Raw genomic sequence first — 18,189 nt, 5'->3', positions numbered from 1 at the left:
TCCTCCTTGTAGTACTATTCAGTACTAATTTGATGTAAAAAAAATGCTTCTTTTATCGAAGCAAGTTAAACAAATGATCTGCTGTTTTCAAGATTACAGTTGCATCCTCCAGTGTTTCTGAAATAAATAGCGCTCCTTCAAGATTTGTAATAAAAAGAGATGCAACCTCGTCAATATTAATTGTCTTTCTAAATTCACCATTCTCTATCCCTTGTTTAAGTAATAGAGAAACTTTCGTTTGTAATCCTGCAAAAAAAAGACCTATTTTTTCTTTTACTTTTGTGGCATTTGTAGGGCTTTGAATATAAAGCGTAATAAATGGACAGCTCCCCTTATATTCTCTCGTCTGAACTCCTTGTGATATTTGCTTTAAAAACAGTTGGATACGATCTTCAACTAATAATTGGTTTTGAGATAGTAAGCCATCAATTGCAGATTGATACATTTCAATCCAATAATCAACGACCCCTTCCAACAATTCTTCCTTATTAGAGAAGTGATAATACACATTAGACTTTGAAACTTTGCTTACACGAACTAATTCATCCATGCTTGTATAAGCAAACCCTTTTTCTAAAAATAATGTTGCAGCTACTTCAATCACACGTTTTTGATTCATTAATTTTCCTTTTGTCATAATTAGTACTGTACAGTACTATGAAAGGTGTTGCAAGTATTTTTGTTAGTTTAATAAAAAAATTGATCAAAAAAGCTATACTTTAATTGATTTTACTGCTAAAAATCAATCTCGTTTTGAACAAAGTTGAACTGAATCCCAAAACTGTTTTGGATGGCTTGTAATTTTTCAGTTTTAACGCTAGGTTCATATATTTTGTAGTCACTAAATTGTTTAGAGGAGATGCTTTTATGCCCATTTCAGTACAGCATATTCGACATGCTACGATTACTGATTTGATCCGATGTTGAGGAAGCCGGTAAACTTTCACCTGTCCCTTTTAATGCTGCCATGATGAACTTGTTTTGTATATCGAGATGAAAAAAATTACTCAGTTAATACAGTCACTAGTTATGAATACGATTCACAACTCTTCTTCCCCTTTTAACAGATCATCAAGACTGACCTAAGTACGTCGATTTATCCAAAAACTGTTGGGATCTTTAAAACAAAAACATCGCTCGGTAAAACTGCCAGAATGATTTATGTTAGATAACTTTAACTATAATATTCGTATTTTACAAGATACATGAAGTGTTCAGCCGATGAGTGAATAGCATTCCCACTCCTTAAATGCGTATATTTAAGGTTGTTGAGTGTAATATAATTCGGTTTTCATCTTTTTGTCAGAATTATTTATGAACAATTAGCTTTAACAATATATATAACTTCAATTTATACTTCCCGCAACGGCTTTTTCGCTAGTCTTGGACTGATTGCTTTAACGATGTCTGTTAGTGTTACGCCATTCACAAACTGTGTTTTTTTGCTATTTGGAAATTGAATTGGTAATTTTTAAATTGATATAATAACTCTCCTTTTCAATTTTTGTTTCCATTTAGGCAAATAAAAATCTATATTTATCTAGTGAGGATATTAAATAATCTAAAAAGACGCTTTCCATGTTTCCAGGAAAGCGTCTGATTGTTGAACAACGATAATCATCCTAAATTACCCTTATTCCTCTATTGGTCAGAAAAATACGGATTTAAACGTTTAAGAATTCAAAGAATAACCCTGTACAAATGTTTAAACCTTCTACCCTGTTACGCTGTCATTGCGGTTTCTTATTCTGACCATGGTGAATGTAAGATACAATGACAGAAATTCTTATTTTTATATTCTGGTCTAAAATGTTGAACAATATCTTCTTTCATATTACCAAAAGTAGTTTCTGGCTTATGCTTAAAGCCCCCATAAAACGCTGGAATAATTTCTTTTTTGAAATTGTTACGAGGGAAGGCTTTTATAATTTCTTCACGTAAGTGCGCAGGGAATTGTTCAAATCCATCCCCCATCACATCTAAGCCAACACCTGAAAAGAGTAATCCTACTTCAGTCTCTTTATGTTCTGCAATGCCAGGTGTAGTGTGTAATGCGATTGCATCCCATACTAGACGAATCGATTCATCTGGAATTTGATACTGCTGTAAGAAGCTTCTTGCTGCATTTGCACCGTCCACTTCAAATCGTAAATCTGGACTACTAAATTTTTCTGTTAAGCCTAAATCATGGAATAATGCACTAACATACAGCAACTCTAAATCATAATTCTTTTTTGCATTTTGTCCGTTGACTGCACCAAATAAAAACACACGATTTGAATGATTCCACAACAAGTCATTTCCATGCTCACGTAAAATATCTACTGCATCTTTCGCCAATTGAGAATCTGGAATTTTAATGCCTGCTATTTCTTGAAACATTATAAAAAACCCCTTTACAATTTGATAGTTCTTATCTTTATGAACTTGTCTCCATTGTAAAGAGAATTTTATCATGCGTCTATCACATCATTTCTATAATAATAATAGATAAAAACTATAATGTAGTACTTAAAAAATATTTTAATTTAGACTTCAGAAAGAAAAAATAAAAAAGGGCTACATATTATATATGCACCCTTTTTTAGTCTCATTAATTATTTTTTATCTTTTCTTTCTCAATTAACATCGTACCTTTTTCTTTTAAGTTTGTATGGAAAGAGAAAGCTTTTTCAAGAATGTGTGGTGTATGACCGCCCACTTTTTCTTTTGCTTCTTCAAAGTAAGCACGTAATTGTGGTCTATACTTAGGATGTGCGATTTCGATAAGCTTTTCTGCTCTCTTCACCGGTGGAAGTCCACGAAGATCAGCATATCCTTGCTCTGTCACAATTACATCTACATCATGCTCTGTATGGTCAATATGCGACACGAAAGGAACGATTGTTGAGATAGCGCCATCTTTTGCTAGAGAAGACGTTACAAACATTGTAATTCTAGCATTACGTGCAAAGTCACCAGATCCACCAATTCCATTCATTACTTTTGTTCCGCTAACGTGAGTTGAATTTACGTTTCCGTAAATATCTACTTCAATTGCAGTGTTAAACGAAATAACGCCTAAACGACGAATAATTTCTGGATGATTAGAAATTTCCTGAGGTCTGAACAAAACTTTCCCTTTGTATTTTTCTAAATCTTCAGCTAGTGAATCAACACGCTTCTTAGAAAGTGAGAACGAAGTACCAGCTGCAAATTTAACTACACCAGCATCGATCAAGTCGAAGATACCATCTTGTAATACTTCAGAAAAAACTTCGATATCTTTAAACTGAGAATGTTTCATACCATTTAGAACTGCGTTAGCAACAGACCCTACCCCAGACTGTAATGGAGCTAATGATTCTGTTAATTTTCCTGCTTCTACTTCACCAGCTAAAAATTCTAATAAGTTATTTGCAATTTGCTGTGTTTCTTCATTTGGCTCAAATAACGGTGAAGGAATATCAGGCTGTTCTGATAAAACTATCCCTTTTACTTTATCTGGATTAACTTTGATTCCAATTTCTCCAATTCGATCTGAAACTTTGTACAGTGGAATCTCTCTACGTTCACCTTGATTTTTCGGTACAAAGATATCATGCAGACCTTCGTACCCTTTAGGCGCAGTAGTGTTAAGTTCAATGATAACGTTATCAGCTTTCTCCACAAAGATGGGTGAATTCCCTACAGAACCAGTTGGAATAATATAACCTTCTTCAGTGATGGCAGCTGCTTCGATTATTGCATAATCAATGTTTCCTAATGCCCCTTTTCTTACTTCTTCTGCTGTATGTGATACATGCTGGTCAATATAGTATATCTCACCTGCATTGATTTTCTTACGCATTACAGGGTTAGCTTGGTAAGGAACACGTAAATTAATGATGTCAGCTTCCGCCATTGATTGGTCAGCAGTTGGTCCTAATGAAGCTCCAGTATATAGGTTGATTTTGAAATCTTCTTTCTCGCCACGTTTAGAAAGTGCAAGTGGAAACTCTTTTGGTTCACCGAAAAGTGTAAACCCACTCATTCCAAGATTCATCCCGTCTTCAATCCAAGAAGCTGCTTCCTCAGCCGAAACAATTTTATCTAAAAATTCTTTATTTCTAATGAATTGACTTAAATCTTTTTCCATTAACAATCACCTCATAGTAGTTTTATACCTTGTTTTTAACTTTACAAATTTTTGACATGATATTCATAGACATTGTTGCCAAAAAAACCCCCTTACAATGTCTACTTCTCATCTTCATGAGCTGTCTTGTCTACATTGTAAAGAGGACTCCACTGTTCGTCTATTACATCATTTCTATAATAATGATAGATAAAAACTATAATACAAAATCATACAAAGAATTAATGTCATCTTTCTCTATGTGAAAATGAAGCTTTTCGATTTCACGTACTAGTAACTTTATATATTCACGTGCTGCATAATTAATAAAACAGTTCTTTTTAAACATGAGATAAACTGCCCTTGTCAAGGATGGTTTTTCAATTTGTTGGAAAAATAAATCCTCTGTATCATAAAATTCGTATAATGTACGCGAGATAACACTACGACCAGCACCACTTCGAACTAAATCTAAGATAGATTTAATACTAGACGTTTCAACTATAGGCTCTAATGGCTTACCAATTTCATCGCTGGTCTTATTAAGTACTTTTCTACATTGATGCATACTAGGAAATAAAATAAGAGGGCCATCTAAAACAGAAGAAAATGATACTTTTTGATCTTCACTACTTTGATTACTAATTAGATAAAATTCTTCATCATACAACTTCGTTACTTGCAACAGTTCATTTTGATTAAGTTGAAAACCTATACCAAAATCAGCTCGATTCTCGAGAATGGCCTGTTCTACTTGGTCTGTTGTTTCAATGGACACTTTAATGTTCGGGTATAGCTGGTTAAATTGAATACACAAAGTAGATACCAAATCCGTTATTTCCCCTGGCAACACTGCAATCTTCAATTCCCCGACTTCTACTTTCGAAAAAGCTGCAATTTGAGAAGATATACTTTGAATAGAACTTTGAATGTTCAATGCTTCTTGTTGGACAATTTCACCTACCTTAGTAAGTTCAATTTTCTTGCCAACACGGTTAAATAGTGAATATCCTATTTCCTTTTCAAGCGTCTTAATTTGATGGCTTAAAGTGGGTTGTGAGATTCTTAATTTTTCAGCTGCTTTTGTAAAATGTAGTTCTTTACTAACCATTAAAAAATACTCTAAATGCCGTAATTCCATACTACTTCAATCCTTTTTAATGAAATTTTTATCACTTTTGTTAATCAGATAATTTAGTTATTAAGTTATTGTATTTTAAAGTAATAATCCTTTGATGTAAACAATATTAGTGCAGAAATTGGACGGTTTATTTTTTTAGAGAAACATGTGCATGGTAACCTTCAATAATAATTTCCCTACTCGCTCAGCTTCTTCTAATTCCTTCATTGAAATTTTTTCATTTAACTGTAATAATCCCACGATTTTTTTATCAATTTGATCCATAAATTAATCAACCTTTTTTTATAAAATAGAATACCCTAAATTCTTTATATAATAAATCTAAACAATTAAATATCCTTATTAAACTTATTTATCAGCCTTCTATATATGTATAAAATAAGGACATTAGGAGGCGATTTGCGGTATGAAAAAGATTCTATTATTATTAGCTGACGGTTTTGAAGCAGTAGAAGCTAGTGTATTTAGATGGAGATGATACTCCAGATAAAAGAGAATGGAAACAATATGTAATAACAGAAGATAATGTATCGATAAAAGGTAAGTGTCCTTTTCATGCACAATTTAATGAAAAGAATATTAATTGACTAAAATGGGAGAATTTTTTATGATTGCAACACTTTTTACCTATATTTTGTTAGGTTTATCTTTAGCAATACCTGCAGGTGCTATGACTGTTCAAATGACTAAACAAGGAATGAGAAATGGTTTCGTATATGGTTGGTTTGTAGGTATCGGAGGAATGACTGTAGATTTATCTTTAATAGTCCTGATTTATCTAGGGTTCTCTAGTGTATTAACCAATCCATGGGTACAGGCAGTTATGTGGCTACTAGGTTTTGTGTTTTTAATGTTTATTGGAATACAAAGTGTTAAAGAAGCAAAGTCAGAAGTGAACATAGAGGGTGAAGATCCTAATAGATCTTTATTAACAGCTTATTTATCTGGTTTTATGATTGCTATATCACCTGCTAATATTGTATTTTGGATAGGGGTCTTTGGTCCGATTCTAGTTTCTTCATTAGGTAATGCAAGTATATCTACATTTACATTAATAGCTGTAGGTATTTTATTAGGTATCTTTATGCATGATATGGTCTTATTAAGCTTTGTTCATTTTACTAGACGTTTTCTAAATCCAACCTTTATTAAATGGGTATCTATATCTGCCGCAATAGTACTATTCGGATTTAGTGGTTATTTTGGTTACGAGTTTATAAAACAAGTACTTACTTTTATCTAGGTTCGACGATAATACAATGATTCTTGAAATAGATGACCAGGCTCAACATTAATAGCAGAGCCTGGTCATTTTCTATTTCATTAATATTTCGTTGAAATCTAAGTCGCCGTAAATGTTCTTTGACGCGTTATGGATCCAGTCTTGGATTTACTCCTACTGCTGAAGGCGTATAGGGGGTTTGAGAATATCTTATACAGAGATAGCGAGCGTTAAGTACTATTTATCTTAGCCAGCCGGTTCATTCGGCACTGCGTGGGAGTGAAAGAAAGACCTTGGGGAAAAGAACCCTCAAGGTCTAAAACATTAAAATCCGTATGTATTTTCTGTTGTCTCACACAGTTCCTTTATTAATTTGCCCATAAAAGACTTAGCGAAATCGATAATATCCCTCTATCCCTTTCTGCTATTAAAGTTTCAAGAACCGAGACAACTAACACTTCTTGAACTTTCTCATCAGCCGCAGCCATCTCTTCAAGGAAGCTATAGAGATTACTTATTTTCTTTCTGTTCCACAAGTGACTTGATTATGCATACCAAAGATGACGTGTGGTAAATCCTCCTCAAGCCACACGATTTCTTCTTCATAATAGGGTTTAATTTGCGGTACTCCAACTAATAAACGTTCAATTAAATTATCATACTCCAACAGTTTTCACCTCTTACTATTTCCCTGCTAATGCTTTTTGTAAATCAGCATAAAGAGCTTGTCCCACCGCATTGTCCAGTGCATTGAGATTTCCACCATCCAACAGTTTCTGTAATTCCGCGCTATAGTCCTTACCTTTTTGGCCATGAATTTTTTCGCACCAATAACTTTACCAGTTTTCAGTTCATAGCATGCATTGTTGTACCATTATCTTCCTACCTCTATTTCAACCCCAGACAAATACGAATAAGCAATTATTAGTTTCGGTCTACTCGTTTATCCAACGAACGAATATGTAGCTGTAGTCCTTTCACTTGTGTTTGTAGTTACTTTCTACTTAAATAAATTGCGCAGAAAAATATTCAATTTGGGGCCTTCCTGATAACCGTTGAATGCAATCCTCACAAAATATGAAACCATTCTGAAAACAAGCGAAACACTAGAAGAATTAAAATGAGAAATGAAAAGTTATATGATGTATTACAACCATTATCGAGGCAATGGAACTTGAAAAAGCTGCTGCCTGCAAAATACAGACAGCAGCATCAAGAGGTAGCCTAGCTTTTTTTCAAAATGTCCTTTACAAAGTGTACACTTTATTCAATCCCGCAAGGTTTTTAATATAACCACTTACACTCTATGCCCTGGAAAATGTAATGGTTTCTCCAATATTAAATGTTTTACTTTTCTTCTTTCCGTCCAATTTCCATGTTATTGTGATCGTTCCTTTACTCAATAAATCTTTGATATCCTTATTTTCAAGCTGCTTATAATTTATAATGATTTCATCTTTATATTCTATCATATTTTTTTCTGGTTCTTTATTTTGATAACTAGAACCGTTCCAATAAACGTCTTCCCCTAATAACTCACGAAATGAATAAGGCATGTTTATTTCTAAATCATCTATATTATCAGAATAATCTACATTTAATGTAAATTCTAGTTTTTTAAAGTTATTTTTCTGAGATTTATCTATATTATTATTGTATTTTTCCTGAGTCTTTTCATCAAGCTCAATTATTTTAGTATTAATATTAATTATTGGGTTAAAGCGATAATACGTATAAGTACCTACCCCGACTACTAAAAAACTAGCAAAAGAATAACTATGAACCGACTTTTGTTCAAAATATCCCTCCTACTTAAAAAGAAAAACAATAACTTAATGCTCAAGCATAGGTTATTGTCTTTCTATCATCAATTATGATTGAATTAACTTATTAATTTAACTTACTTTAATAACTACTTACCAGTATAATACATTATCATCCCATACCGACCACTTTTGTTGATTAGTACTTATACTAACGTCAAATGAAAGGCCACCTGTTATATTTCCTTTTTCGTAGTTAACGCTTGCTGAACCACCAACAGTTGTACTAACTGTCGAATAAGTGTGTATATATTTTGTTCCGTAACTTAAAGCATTATTAGTTTTTTTATTTATATACACAGTTGCATAAGAATCAAAATTTAGCTTATCATCTTCTACGTTAAATAGGTAGACACCAGAACTACTTTTACTACCATCTCTTTTAGACACAGGACTACCTGGTACAGCAGCATCATAATAAGTACCATCATTAGCGTTCCATTCAATTGACACTACGTCTATAGTTGATGCATAAACTTCACTTACTCCATTAGTAGTCCAACTAGTTATTTAATCTCCAGAAAGAATCTCCTGATCTTTTAGTTGAATAAGCTGTTAGAGTCATTTGAGAAGGTTTGATAGCTGCTGGTTCAATTCCTACATCCGCACCTTTATTATCTATGTTTAGGGTAACGCCAACTAGTTCTAAATTTGCTTTAACTTCATCAAGATTATTTTGATTATCTTTTACGATATTATACATAAATCTGTCAAACTCTTCATCAGTTAAATTAAGAATTTGTTTTTTATAGAATGATAAGTTTGTAATAATTTGAGAGTTTGATGCATTGCTAAAGTCATTGGCCATAATTACTTCTTTCTTTTGACTATAGCTAGTATCATCAATTTCAGAAGCGTAAGAATTGGATACAAAAACTGTTAAAGAAATAAATAGAGTTGCAAACAATATAGTAATAATTTTCTTCATATTATTCCCCTCTATTTTTCTGAATTTTTAAATTAATAAGTTAATTCACTGAAATTATAATACAATTATTACTTTGAAAACCACTCTTTTGAAAAAATTTTTAAACAATTTCTGAAAAGTTCATAAAACCTCCTTACCATCCAAAGCGACAACACATTACCCTGCCTATTCAATCCCTTCTTTTATTACATCTGTATCAACCATTTAAATTTTTTTAGAAACATAAGAAACGGCTAAAAATATTTAGATATGCACTCTAAAAGATTAGCTGGCTTTGGGGTAACAGATGTCAATGGAAAAATCTTTTTCATTAATTCTAAACTTACTGAGATCTATAAAGGACCGGTAAGTAAACAAATTAAGTAATTAAATTAACCATCTCGTTTCAAATCCAACATTTTTTTTTGCAAGAGATTTTAATCTTATTTGTTATGTCTTCTATTGACAAAATAAATACCCCTTGATACAGCAAAAACTACTCTGTATCAAGGGGTATTTTAGTGTTTAAAAAATGACGTTTTTTAAGTTTAGACAGCTTTTGCTTATACTTGTAACGCCTCAATTGTTTGAGCTACTTGCTCTTCTGTTAAATTGTGACGCACGATGTAGCGGTTGCGCGCATGCTTTGTACATTCGATTGTACAGCCACCTAAATGCTTTGCTTCATTTTCTTCAGATGCAATGATTTGCTTGTTACATTCAGGGTTTGCACAGTTAATATATCGTTCACAAGGTTCACCGTCATAGTGATCGCGACCGATAATCACATGCTCTACTTGATTGATTGGCACCGTTAAACGCTCATCAAATACGTACATTTGACCATCCCATAATTGGCCTTTCGCAACAGGGTCTTTTCCGTATGTTGCAACACCGCCATGTAATTGACCGACATCGCCAAAGCCTTCACGTTTCATCCAGCCCGAAAATTTCTCACAACGAATCCCACCCGTGCAATATGTTAAAACATTTTTTCCTTCGAATAGCTCGCGGTTTGCACGTACCCATTCTGGTGTATCACGGAAGTTTTGTACATCTGGTCGTATCGCGCCACGAAAATGGCCGACATCGTATTCATACGTGTTACGCACATCTAATACTACTGTATTTTCATCTTGCATTTCAGCAAGGAATTGTTCTGGTGACAGGTAGCGACCTGTTAATTCATGAGGGTTTACATCTTCTTCTAAGCCTAAGTTTACTAACTCACGACGTGGGCGTACGTGCATTTTTTTGAATGCATGCCCATCTACCGCATCAATTTTAAAGACAATGCCTTCAAATAATGAGTCTGCTTGCATGTTTGCCATGTATTGCTCTGTTTGCTCAATCGTACCTGAAACAGTACCGTTAATGCCCTCATTGGCTACTAAAATACGACCTTTTAAACCGATTTCTTGACACATTGCTAAGTGCGCTGCTGAAAACGCAGCTGGATCTTCAATCTTCGTGTAATGGTAATATAATAAAACTTGATAATTCATTGTTTCCACCTATCATTTCATATATTTGCAGGATATACCTGATAGCGTCTTTTACGACCTATTAAACATAAAGGATAATCATTTAATATGCTATCGGTAATTAGACTGAAATGGGTATAAATATAGTTTTTTTCAAAGAATTTGTGAAGTGGTCAGCGGACTTTTTTATAAAGAATGATATTTCACAATCTGGCCCGTTTGTGGAAGAAGAAAAAATCCTGCTTTGAAATTCAAATGCGTACTCTAAAATAGCGCTGTGAAAGCAATCGAGATTCAGTAACACGTACAGTTGCCCATCTCAATCGCTCTCACAGCGCATAATAAAAGCCTTCCATGTTTTACGGATGACATGGAATTAAAATTTACCTTGTCTTTTCAAAACAAATGGTCACTAATGGAAAATAATCATCTTTAGAGATATTTGTAAAGCCTGCCTGCATCCTTTAAAAGTTCTTCCTATTTATCTGAAATGACTAAATGGCTATCTTATTATTTCAATTTAGTAGAAATTTATATTCTACAATTATATTTCAACCTCTGTTTCAGACAAATTCAATGCTTTTCCGCCCACCTTTACCTCAATAATTTCTTTCCCTTGAGTCGTTAACGCTATAACTATTTCTGAAGGTTTTTTCATAGAGTAACCTTGCTCAACAGATACATTAATAACATGCTCAGGTTTGATTTTACCGTATTTATACAGATAACATGAAAGGGCACCATTGGATGTACCAGTTGCAGATTCTTCTGAAATTCCATATAAAGGTGCCAAATTTCTACAGTGAGCATTTGAACCATTTAGTGATTCAAGGGTAAACATATGATAACCAATGGTCTTGTATTTATTGCTGATATTTGTTACTTTTTCAAAATCTGGCTTTATAGAGTTTAATATATTTAAGTTTCTAATCGGTACAAGTATATCCCTAAGGCCAGTAGATACAATTTGCACTGGTAGATCTCCCAGCATTTCATCTATAGTAATATTTAAGGAATCTGCAATTTCCTCCTTGTCTATTATTTCATAATAGCTTGGAGCATTTTGATCCATCATAATTGATAGGTCTTCCATTACTTCTACATTTAAAATTCCAGCCTTTGTTTCTTGAGAATACTTTCCTGGTTTAATATATCCTTGGCTTGAAAGTGTATAGAACGCTGCTATCGTTGCATGGCCGCAAAGTTCAACCTCTTCATTAGGTGTAAAGAATCTAACCTTGAAGTCAGCAAGGTCTGACTTCATGACAAAAGCAGTCTCACTAAAACCGATGATACCTGCTATTTTTTTCATGTCCTCATCTGATAGATAATCAGCGTTAAGTACCACTCCGGCAGGGTTCCCACCCTCAATGGATTTTGCAAATGAATTTAATGTATAAACTTTTACCTTCATAATAGGATCCCTCCAAATTGTATGTCGATTTTATATTTGCACGATTGTCCCAACATTCATTTCTTCTGCTTTTGATACAATATATTTTGAAACTGCAAGATCCTGCAATGCTATGCCAGTACTATCAAAAATCGTAATTTCTTCATCACTTGTACGTCCTTTCGCATTTCCAAGTATGAATTGTCCGATTTCAGTCAAATTGTCTTTGCCTAATATACCAGCCCTTATAGCACTTTGTGTTTCTCCAACTGTCGTTGCTTGTGTAATATCATCTACATATACAGAAGCTACCTCAAAGATCTTTTCATCTATTTCCTGTTTTCCAGTCATGTCTGCCCCCACACAGCTGAAATGTATGCCTGGCTTAATCCACTCCTTAAAAATCAGTGGTTTTTGCGAAGGCGTTATTGTAATTACTGCATCGGTTTCTTCCAAAGCTTTCACTGGATTTTCTACAGCTACAAACTGAACTGACTCAATTCTTTGTTTCCAGCTCTTATTATAAGTATCGTTGATATCATTTTTGATTTTTTCTAGTTCCGTCTTTATTGAATACTGTAATTTTGATGCATTTTCATATTTTACGGGGTCATATATATATACCTTGGTTATTGTCTGAACTTGAGATAGAGTGGCTGCTATTTGAAAAATCGCCTGAACTCCTGTACCAACAATCATTAGTGTTTTTGAATCTTGTTTTGACAGGTGTTTCACGCCTATTGAACCTGCTGCTCCAGTACGCATTCCCGTCAAATAACTTGCGTTGATCATTGCCTTAGGAAATCCATTCTTCAAATCAAATAACATATTCAGCCCTGTTATAGCTGGAAGTCCTTGATTTTTATTATCACCAAACCATGAAACGAGTTTTAATCCAAACACATCTTCTTCATTAAGCATCCCTGATTTAATATCCATTTCTGCCTTACCCTCAAAAATCACCTCAGATACCATGGAGAATAGTCTCGCCTGATTGTTGGCTTTAAGCGCATAGGCTTTTTCTACACATGCTACTGTATTCTTGATATCAAGAATGTTCTTAACATCATTATCACTTAGAATTCTTATTGGTACCATAGTGATCATTCTCCTTTAAAATTTTACTATCTGTTAATGAAATTGTATTTGAACAACAACAAAAAGTCTCCAACCATTCTTGGTTGTTATTTAACCAACCAAATGATAAAGTACAAGTACTATGATTTTGGAGGAAACTCTTTCAGAATTGGTAGCAGAACAAATTTTTTAAGTTTTATATAGAAATTTAAATATTGCAGATAATTATAAAAATGAGAATTGAATAACCACTGTATGAGATTCGAAAGCATCATCAACTCCTCTAGTTCCTGAAGTTTTGAATCATTAATCTAGCTAATTTTATAAAAAAACAATTGTCTTATAACTCAAATAACCCATGCGCAGAACCCGAACTTTAACAAAAATATCCATAGTTCTGCGTATTTGTTCGGCTCCCTAAAGCAAACCTCCCTTAAAATAATAAATCTGAGGGAATACAAAACACACACACTTCAATTTTTACTCAAAAACCTACTAAGCCTTTAATATCAGACTATTTCTTCTCTATCAATATTATGAACTCCACATGGGCTGTCAGAACACCTTATTAATCCTATATAGCGACTATACTTATATGTCTCTGCTAGTTTCTCGATTATTATTTATGTATTTTTAATTGTTGCGCTTTCTTTCGGAAACATTCCTAATAGAGCCAAAAAATGGACGAGGTTTATTAAATCGAGTGAGAGGAAGATTTGTAAAAAATGCTGATTGGGATTCTACGAAAAAAACGATAATTAGCACGGCTAGTTATCGTTTTAATGTGAATCTTAAGAACGTACTTAAATAAACGAGCAAGCATTAGTGTATTTAATTCCTATTATATCCAAACGACCTACTCTGTAATACTTCCTTCCAAAACGCTTCACGTTGTAAAATAATCGTGTCATCAATTTTTGCATTGTAATTTTCTAATATGGCATATTGGAAATGTTGTTTAACATAATCGATTCCGTTTTCTACTACTAGTTGTTTTAGTGCATGATTACCACCATGTCCGTTTTGAACATAGCTTGACCATCTTTGTAGCAACATTCCACTATTACTAGTGGCAGAGCCGATGTAAAGCTTACCATTGGATTTATCAGTTATAACATAGACAGCTTTTTGGTTTTCTATAGCAGAGATCCAATCACGTTTCCCACGAGTTATAATCGTATGTAATTGCTGATATGACAATTTTACTTTGTCATAACCAGGAAAATCATCACCCTCAAAAATTGACGGTAAAATTTGTTGCACAATTAAGTCGTTATGAATATCTTTAAAATAGCGTTTGAATTCCTTACTTTACAATTTCATTGTTTGCCTGCGTTTATCTTATCTAAACTTTAGATTTTTTGGCTTCATGAAATTTGCTAGTGATTACTTTTTCAATGGATTCGCATTTAGTAATTACGGTTGTTATTATTGTTAAACTTGGAACTGTAAAGTAAATTATTACTGTAGAAGCAATACCAATAAAAGCACCTACAAGAACATCTAATGGATAATGAACCCCAACCCAAATACGTGAAACTCCGACTAATATTGCTAGCAAAACCCAGACAATCCATTTTCCTTTTTTAAACAACCAAAATGACATACAGAATGAAAAAAATAAAATGGTATGATCGCTAGGAAAAGAATTATTTATTGTTTTTTCTATTAACTGATTGGTATTTGAAAGTACCGCAAACGGTTGTTGATTAAAATGCAATAATCCTGCAACTTTCCCCATTGTCTCAGCTAAAATAAATGAAATACCTCCACAAATGAGCATCATTTTGTTTTCTTTATTTTTGGTAAACCAGAATAGTATAACAAAAATAGCTAAGAAAAAAACTGTATATTCAGCAATAATAATCATTGGTAAATTGGTGAATGGGAATTCTTTCCCTAGATTATTAACCATTCTGAATAAGCTATTATTTATTTCCGATATGTTCAATATACTCTCTCCTTTAGCTTTATATAGCTATGATAAGAAAAGATATATCGATGAACTATCTTTTAAGATGACAATAAGGAGTTAAATCTAACATTATTGTCACTTTGACTCGAAATTTAACTAATAACTTTAGGACAAGTTCATTTTAAAAGGCAATACAATTACCTGTAAAGGATATTTAAAATAGCTCTTACCCGTTATTTATTTTGGTGCAATTACTTCTTTACCACCCATGTATGGTCTTAATACTTCAGGAATTACTACGCTTCCATCAGCTTGTTGGTAGTTTTCTAAAATAGCAGCAACTGTACGTCCAATCGTTAGACCTGAACCGTTTAATGTATGAACATATTCTGGGTTTGCATTTGGCTCACGACGGCAGCGAATATTTGCTCGTCGTGCTTGGAAATCCTCAAAGTTAGCACAAGAAGAAATTTCGCGGTACATGTTTTGTGATGTCTAGAATTCCTGAATCACCGGTTAATTCCGGATGCACAATAAGAGTTTCCTATGCAATTCAACATCATTCAAGTAACGCATCCTGATAGATTAATAAGTCTTTAGTTTTGCCCCCATTTATTTTCGAAAATAAGATGTTCTAAAGAACGCCTTTTTTCCCAATTAGCTAACTCCAAAATAGGTTTTTCTGGGTAATCATTAGTATAACCAATTGATATAAGAGCAATAGGATCAATGTGTGGTGGTATTTCTAAAATGTCTCTAATGTCATTCTTTTTATAAAAACTTACCCACCCCATCGCAAGTCCTTCAGCACAAGCTGCTAGCCACATATTTTGAATAGCACAGGCTGTTGATAAAATATCTGTTTCAGGAATTGAATTACGTCCTAATACATGTGAACCTCCTCTTGTAGGATCACATGTAACACAAATAGTTAAAGGAGCTTCTTTTAAACCCTCAATTTTTAAATCAAGGAATTTCATTTGTTTTTCCCCATCATAATGAATAGCTAATGCTCGCCTTTCTTTTTCAGCTGCCCAAGCCAATTTTTCTTTAATTTCATCAGTGGAAATCAAAATAAAGTTCCAAGGTTGCATAAATCCTACTGAAGGTGCATGATGAGCTGCATTTAATATTCTATGTATAATGTTTTCAGGGATGGGAGTTGACAAAAAACTTCGAATATCTCTCCTATTATAAATCACTTTATAAATAGACTCTTTTTCTTCATTAGAAAACATAAATTTCTCCCCTTTCTTTTACAAAAATATTTATTTTTAATATTAACTGATTTTTCATTATTCTGCCACGTCGTTTGAAGGAAAATGCATAATTACAAAATTAAGGGATTTTCAATACTCCATAAGCTTTTTTAGTTATATTCAAAAACCATGCTTTGACATTGTCTAGAGCATGGTAATTATTTAAACTATATAAATCTGCTAAGTTGATTTTTTAGCTCACCTATTTATTGAATTCATTAACTGGAAGAAGTATTCAGGTTTGTGGGTCTTATTTAGGTTATACCATGAATGTAATGTATCGGGTGCAAATACATCTAATTTTTTCAGTACTTCCTTCGCAAATTCCAGAGGTGCTACCCCTGATGCAGTAATCAAATTCTCACCAGTTACCGCAGGTCCCACCTCATAAAATTTTTCTCCTTTATAATTAGGACAGACCATTTTAATATACTCTAAGTCAGTGCTTGTGTGTTTTCTAGAATCTAAGTATCCCATATTCGCAAGAGCCTCAGTTGCCCCACAAATTGCAGCAACAATAGTACCAAGCTTTAAAGCTTCGCCACTTCTTCTTAAGATAGGTTGATGAATTTCTTCACTCCAAGTAGTCCCACCAGGTAAGACTAAAAGATCTTTACGCTCAAGTGTACATTCATCAAGAGAAATATCTGGTTTTATGCTCAGTCCCCCCATCGTAGTAATCATTTCTTTATTAGCTCCTACTGTAATTACTTTTAAAGGTGCTATATCTTTTTTGAAATATCTTCCTGTGTTTAGTTCGGCAATCAAATATCCATATTCCCAGTCTGACATTGTATTAAATACATAAAGATACACTTTTTTTGTTTGCATTCTATAACGCTCCAATCTCAATTAATATAGCCTATTATAAGATAACTTCCCTGACAGCTAACGTCAGTGAAGTTATCATACTTGATGAAATTGTATTAATTCCGACAAAACTTCAATAAGTCTTTTTTTTAGACTTATTGGCTCAATAACTTGAATAGCTTTACCATACGGTAAAAGTAAATAAGGTACATATGTATGTATAATTTCCTTTTCAAGAAGAAATACTGCTTGATTTGAAGTCCGTTCTTGTAAATAATGTCCTAAAAACCAATGTTGGCAAAGATCCCCCAACGTCCCTGTATTCCCATTAATAACTAAAGAAGTAATCCCTTCTTTATCTTCTATAGTTGGAAGGAGGTTTTTCATAAAAAAGTCACGTGCTGAAAAATTTTCTGGCCGGTTAAACGTATTTTCGGTTAGCATTAGACTTTCAATTCGATCTACTCTAAAACTACGGATATCATTCCTAAGATGACAAAATCCAATCACATACCACTTAATATTCCAATAGATAATTCTGTACGGATCGACCAATCTATAATTTAATTGCTTTTCGCCACTTTTATGGTAAAGAATTTTTACTGAGTACCCGTCAGCTACGGCCTGCTCCAACTCCTTCAAAAAAGGTTCTGTAGAGAGTGAACTTAATCGACTTATTACTTCAAGACTAGTTAAATGTTGATTTATCTTTGTTTCCTGCTCTTGATTTGAGTATTTACTTAGTTTTGAAATGGCCCTATTTAGTGCTTCACCTCCATAATATCCGGCTTCTTCTGCAAAAACAGCAGCGTGAAATAGTGAAGTTTGCTCCTCAAAATCAAAAAAAAGAGGAGCTTCAATAAAATTATTTAATAAAGTATATCCACCGTTATGTCCTGTGTCTGAAATTATAGGTACACCACTTGTTGAAAGTGTATCAATATAACGATAAACAGTCCTTATATTCATCTCTAACTTTTCTGCAATTTGTTTTGCAGTAATTTTTTCACCTGAACGAAGCATCCATAGAATTGCTAACATATTGTCAATTTTAGGCATATA

At 33.3% G+C, this 18,189-nt stretch carries 18 protein-coding genes and 2 pseudogenes; 2 read left to right on the top strand and 18 right to left on the bottom strand.

What is annotated here, in order from left to right; genetic code table 11:
- Nucleotides 1–52: 52 nt before the first annotated feature.
- The 5 genes and pseudogenes from MY533_RS11115 to MY533_RS11095 all read right to left on the bottom strand — a co-directional run.
- Nucleotides 53–619, bottom strand: a complete 567-nt coding sequence (locus MY533_RS11115; protein ID WP_248715982.1) for a TetR/AcrR family transcriptional regulator — start codon at nt 617–619, stop codon at nt 53–55.
- 1,124 nt (nt 620–1,743) lie between these two features.
- The gene (locus MY533_RS11110) at nt 1,744–2,382 is read right to left on the bottom strand and encodes an HD domain-containing protein (RefSeq protein ID WP_248715981.1); all 639 of its coding nucleotides are present in this window, start codon (nt 2,380–2,382) and stop codon (nt 1,744–1,746) included.
- Nucleotides 2,383–2,593: 211 nt separating this feature from the next.
- On the bottom strand, nt 2,594–4,117 hold the full coding sequence (locus MY533_RS11105) for a succinyl-CoA:acetate CoA-transferase ScpC (RefSeq protein ID WP_248715980.1): 1,524 nt from the start codon (nt 4,115–4,117) through the stop codon (nt 2,594–2,596).
- Between the two features lie 196 nt (nt 4,118–4,313).
- The gene (locus MY533_RS11100) at nt 4,314–5,237 is read right to left on the bottom strand and encodes a LysR family transcriptional regulator (RefSeq protein ID WP_248715979.1); all 924 of its coding nucleotides are present in this window, start codon (nt 5,235–5,237) and stop codon (nt 4,314–4,316) included.
- Nucleotides 5,238–5,323: 86 nt separating this feature from the next.
- Nucleotides 5,324–5,501: pseudogene (locus tag MY533_RS11095) on the bottom strand (AsnC family transcriptional regulator); the annotation flags it as partial.
- A 343-nt stretch (nt 5,502–5,844) separates the two neighbouring features.
- On the opposite strand from MY533_RS11095, the gene MY533_RS11085 reads away from it, so the two are divergent.
- On the top strand, nt 5,845–6,480 hold the full coding sequence (locus tag MY533_RS11085) for a LysE family translocator (protein ID WP_248715978.1): 636 nt from the start codon (nt 5,845–5,847) through the stop codon (nt 6,478–6,480).
- Between the two features lie 493 nt (nt 6,481–6,973).
- Here MY533_RS11085 and MY533_RS11080 read toward each other — a convergent pair whose 3' ends face one another.
- From MY533_RS11080 to MY533_RS11065, 4 genes are all read right to left on the bottom strand, one after another.
- On the bottom strand, nt 6,974–7,126 hold the full coding sequence (locus tag MY533_RS11080) for a hypothetical protein (RefSeq protein WP_248715977.1): 153 nt from the start codon (nt 7,124–7,126) through the stop codon (nt 6,974–6,976).
- Between the two features lie 637 nt (nt 7,127–7,763).
- Complete coding sequence (locus MY533_RS11075; RefSeq protein ID WP_248715976.1) at nt 7,764–8,015, bottom strand: hypothetical protein; 252 nt, start codon at nt 8,013–8,015, stop codon at nt 7,764–7,766.
- Nucleotides 8,016–8,375: 360 nt separating this feature from the next.
- Nucleotides 8,376–8,735, bottom strand: coding sequence for a hypothetical protein (locus MY533_RS11070; RefSeq protein WP_248715975.1), 360 nt, complete (start codon nt 8,733–8,735; stop codon nt 8,376–8,378).
- A gap of 49 nt (nt 8,736–8,784) precedes the next feature.
- Nucleotides 8,785–9,210 carry a hypothetical protein gene (locus MY533_RS11065; protein ID WP_248715974.1) on the bottom strand — a complete coding sequence of 142 codons (426 nt, stop codon included), beginning with the start codon at nt 9,208–9,210 and terminating at the stop codon, nt 8,785–8,787.
- Nucleotides 9,211–9,459: 249 nt separating this feature from the next.
- On the opposite strand from MY533_RS11065, the gene MY533_RS22130 reads away from it, so the two are divergent.
- Nucleotides 9,460–9,576, top strand: coding sequence for a YdhR family protein (locus MY533_RS22130; RefSeq protein ID WP_256469404.1), 117 nt, complete (start codon nt 9,460–9,462; stop codon nt 9,574–9,576).
- Between the two features lie 176 nt (nt 9,577–9,752).
- On the opposite strand, the gene MY533_RS11060 is transcribed toward MY533_RS22130, so the two are convergent.
- The 9 genes and pseudogenes from MY533_RS11060 to MY533_RS11020 all read right to left on the bottom strand — a co-directional run bounded on the left by MY533_RS11060 (nt 9,753) and on the right by MY533_RS11020 (nt 18,186).
- Nucleotides 9,753–10,694, bottom strand: coding sequence for an oxygen-dependent tRNA uridine(34) hydroxylase TrhO (locus MY533_RS11060; RefSeq protein ID WP_248715973.1), 942 nt, complete (start codon nt 10,692–10,694; stop codon nt 9,753–9,755).
- A 523-nt stretch (nt 10,695–11,217) separates the two neighbouring features.
- On the bottom strand, nt 11,218–12,087 hold the full coding sequence (locus MY533_RS11055) for a PhzF family phenazine biosynthesis protein (protein WP_248715972.1): 870 nt from the start codon (nt 12,085–12,087) through the stop codon (nt 11,218–11,220).
- Between the two features lie 30 nt (nt 12,088–12,117).
- The gene (locus tag MY533_RS11050; RefSeq protein WP_248715971.1) at nt 12,118–13,164 is read right to left on the bottom strand and encodes an ornithine cyclodeaminase family protein; all 1,047 of its coding nucleotides are present in this window, start codon (nt 13,162–13,164) and stop codon (nt 12,118–12,120) included.
- Between the two features lie 810 nt (nt 13,165–13,974).
- The gene (locus MY533_RS11045; protein ID WP_248715970.1) at nt 13,975–14,406 is read right to left on the bottom strand and encodes a GIY-YIG nuclease family protein; all 432 of its coding nucleotides are present in this window, start codon (nt 14,404–14,406) and stop codon (nt 13,975–13,977) included.
- 82 nt (nt 14,407–14,488) lie between these two features.
- Nucleotides 14,489–15,094: an undecaprenyl-diphosphatase gene (locus MY533_RS11040; protein ID WP_248715969.1), complete on the bottom strand. Its 606-nt coding sequence runs from the start codon at nt 15,092–15,094 to the stop codon at nt 14,489–14,491.
- A 201-nt stretch (nt 15,095–15,295) separates the two neighbouring features.
- Nucleotides 15,296–15,550 (bottom strand): annotated as a pseudogene (locus MY533_RS11035) (aminoacyl--tRNA ligase-related protein); the annotation flags it as partial.
- A 104-nt stretch (nt 15,551–15,654) separates the two neighbouring features.
- On the bottom strand, nt 15,655–16,296 hold the full coding sequence (gene bluB / locus MY533_RS11030) for a 5,6-dimethylbenzimidazole synthase (RefSeq protein WP_132362230.1): 642 nt from the start codon (nt 16,294–16,296) through the stop codon (nt 15,655–15,657).
- Nucleotides 16,297–16,515: 219 nt separating this feature from the next.
- The gene (locus tag MY533_RS11025) at nt 16,516–17,148 is read right to left on the bottom strand and encodes a type 1 glutamine amidotransferase family protein (RefSeq protein ID WP_248715968.1); all 633 of its coding nucleotides are present in this window, start codon (nt 17,146–17,148) and stop codon (nt 16,516–16,518) included.
- Between the two features lie 75 nt (nt 17,149–17,223).
- A complete protein-coding gene (locus MY533_RS11020) occupies nt 17,224–18,186 on the bottom strand; it encodes a helix-turn-helix transcriptional regulator (RefSeq protein ID WP_248715967.1) in 963 nt (320 codons plus the stop codon).
- Nucleotides 18,187–18,189: the final 3 nt, after the last annotated feature.

Source organism: Lysinibacillus sp. Ag94 (assembly GCF_023242215.1).
Classification (GTDB): Bacteria; Bacillota; Bacilli; order Bacillales_A; family Planococcaceae; genus Lysinibacillus.
Note: the sequence above shows the minus strand (reverse complement) of the source record. Positions and strands in the feature narration are given on the sequence as shown.

Excerpts from the sequence above, each read along its gene's own strand:
- MY533_RS11115 (WP_248715982.1), bottom strand. The coding sequence starts at position 619 with ATGAATCAAAAACGTGTGATTGAAGTAGCTGCAACATTATTTTTAGAA.
- MY533_RS11110 (WP_248715981.1), bottom strand. The coding sequence starts at position 2,382 with ATGTTTCAAGAAATAGCAGGCATTAAAATTCCAGATTCTCAATTGGCG.
- MY533_RS11105 (WP_248715980.1), bottom strand. The coding sequence starts at position 4,117 with ATGGAAAAAGATTTAAGTCAATTCATTAGAAATAAAGAATTTTTAGAT.
- MY533_RS11100 (WP_248715979.1), bottom strand. The coding sequence starts at position 5,237 with ATGGAATTACGGCATTTAGAGTATTTTTTAATGGTTAGTAAAGAACTA.
- MY533_RS11085 (WP_248715978.1), top strand. The coding sequence starts at position 5,845 with ATGATTGCAACACTTTTTACCTATATTTTGTTAGGTTTATCTTTAGCA.
- MY533_RS11075 (WP_248715976.1), bottom strand. The coding sequence starts at position 8,015 with ATGCCTTATTCATTTCGTGAGTTATTAGGGGAAGACGTTTATTGGAAC.
- MY533_RS11065 (WP_248715974.1), bottom strand. The coding sequence starts at position 9,210 with ATGAAGAAAATTATTACTATATTGTTTGCAACTCTATTTATTTCTTTA.
- MY533_RS22130 (WP_256469404.1), top strand. The coding sequence starts at position 9,460 with ATGCACTCTAAAAGATTAGCTGGCTTTGGGGTAACAGATGTCAATGGA.
- MY533_RS11060 (WP_248715973.1), bottom strand. The coding sequence starts at position 10,694 with ATGAATTATCAAGTTTTATTATATTACCATTACACGAAGATTGAAGAT.
- MY533_RS11055 (WP_248715972.1), bottom strand. The coding sequence starts at position 12,087 with ATGAAGGTAAAAGTTTATACATTAAATTCATTTGCAAAATCCATTGAG.
- MY533_RS11050 (WP_248715971.1), bottom strand. The coding sequence starts at position 13,164 with ATGGTACCAATAAGAATTCTAAGTGATAATGATGTTAAGAACATTCTT.
- bluB (WP_132362230.1), bottom strand. The coding sequence starts at position 16,296 with ATGTTTTCTAATGAAGAAAAAGAGTCTATTTATAAAGTGATTTATAAT.
- MY533_RS11025 (WP_248715968.1), bottom strand. The coding sequence starts at position 17,148 with ATGCAAACAAAAAAAGTGTATCTTTATGTATTTAATACAATGTCAGAC.
- MY533_RS11020 (WP_248715967.1), bottom strand. The coding sequence starts at position 18,186 with ATGCCTAAAATTGACAATATGTTAGCAATTCTATGGATGCTTCGTTCA.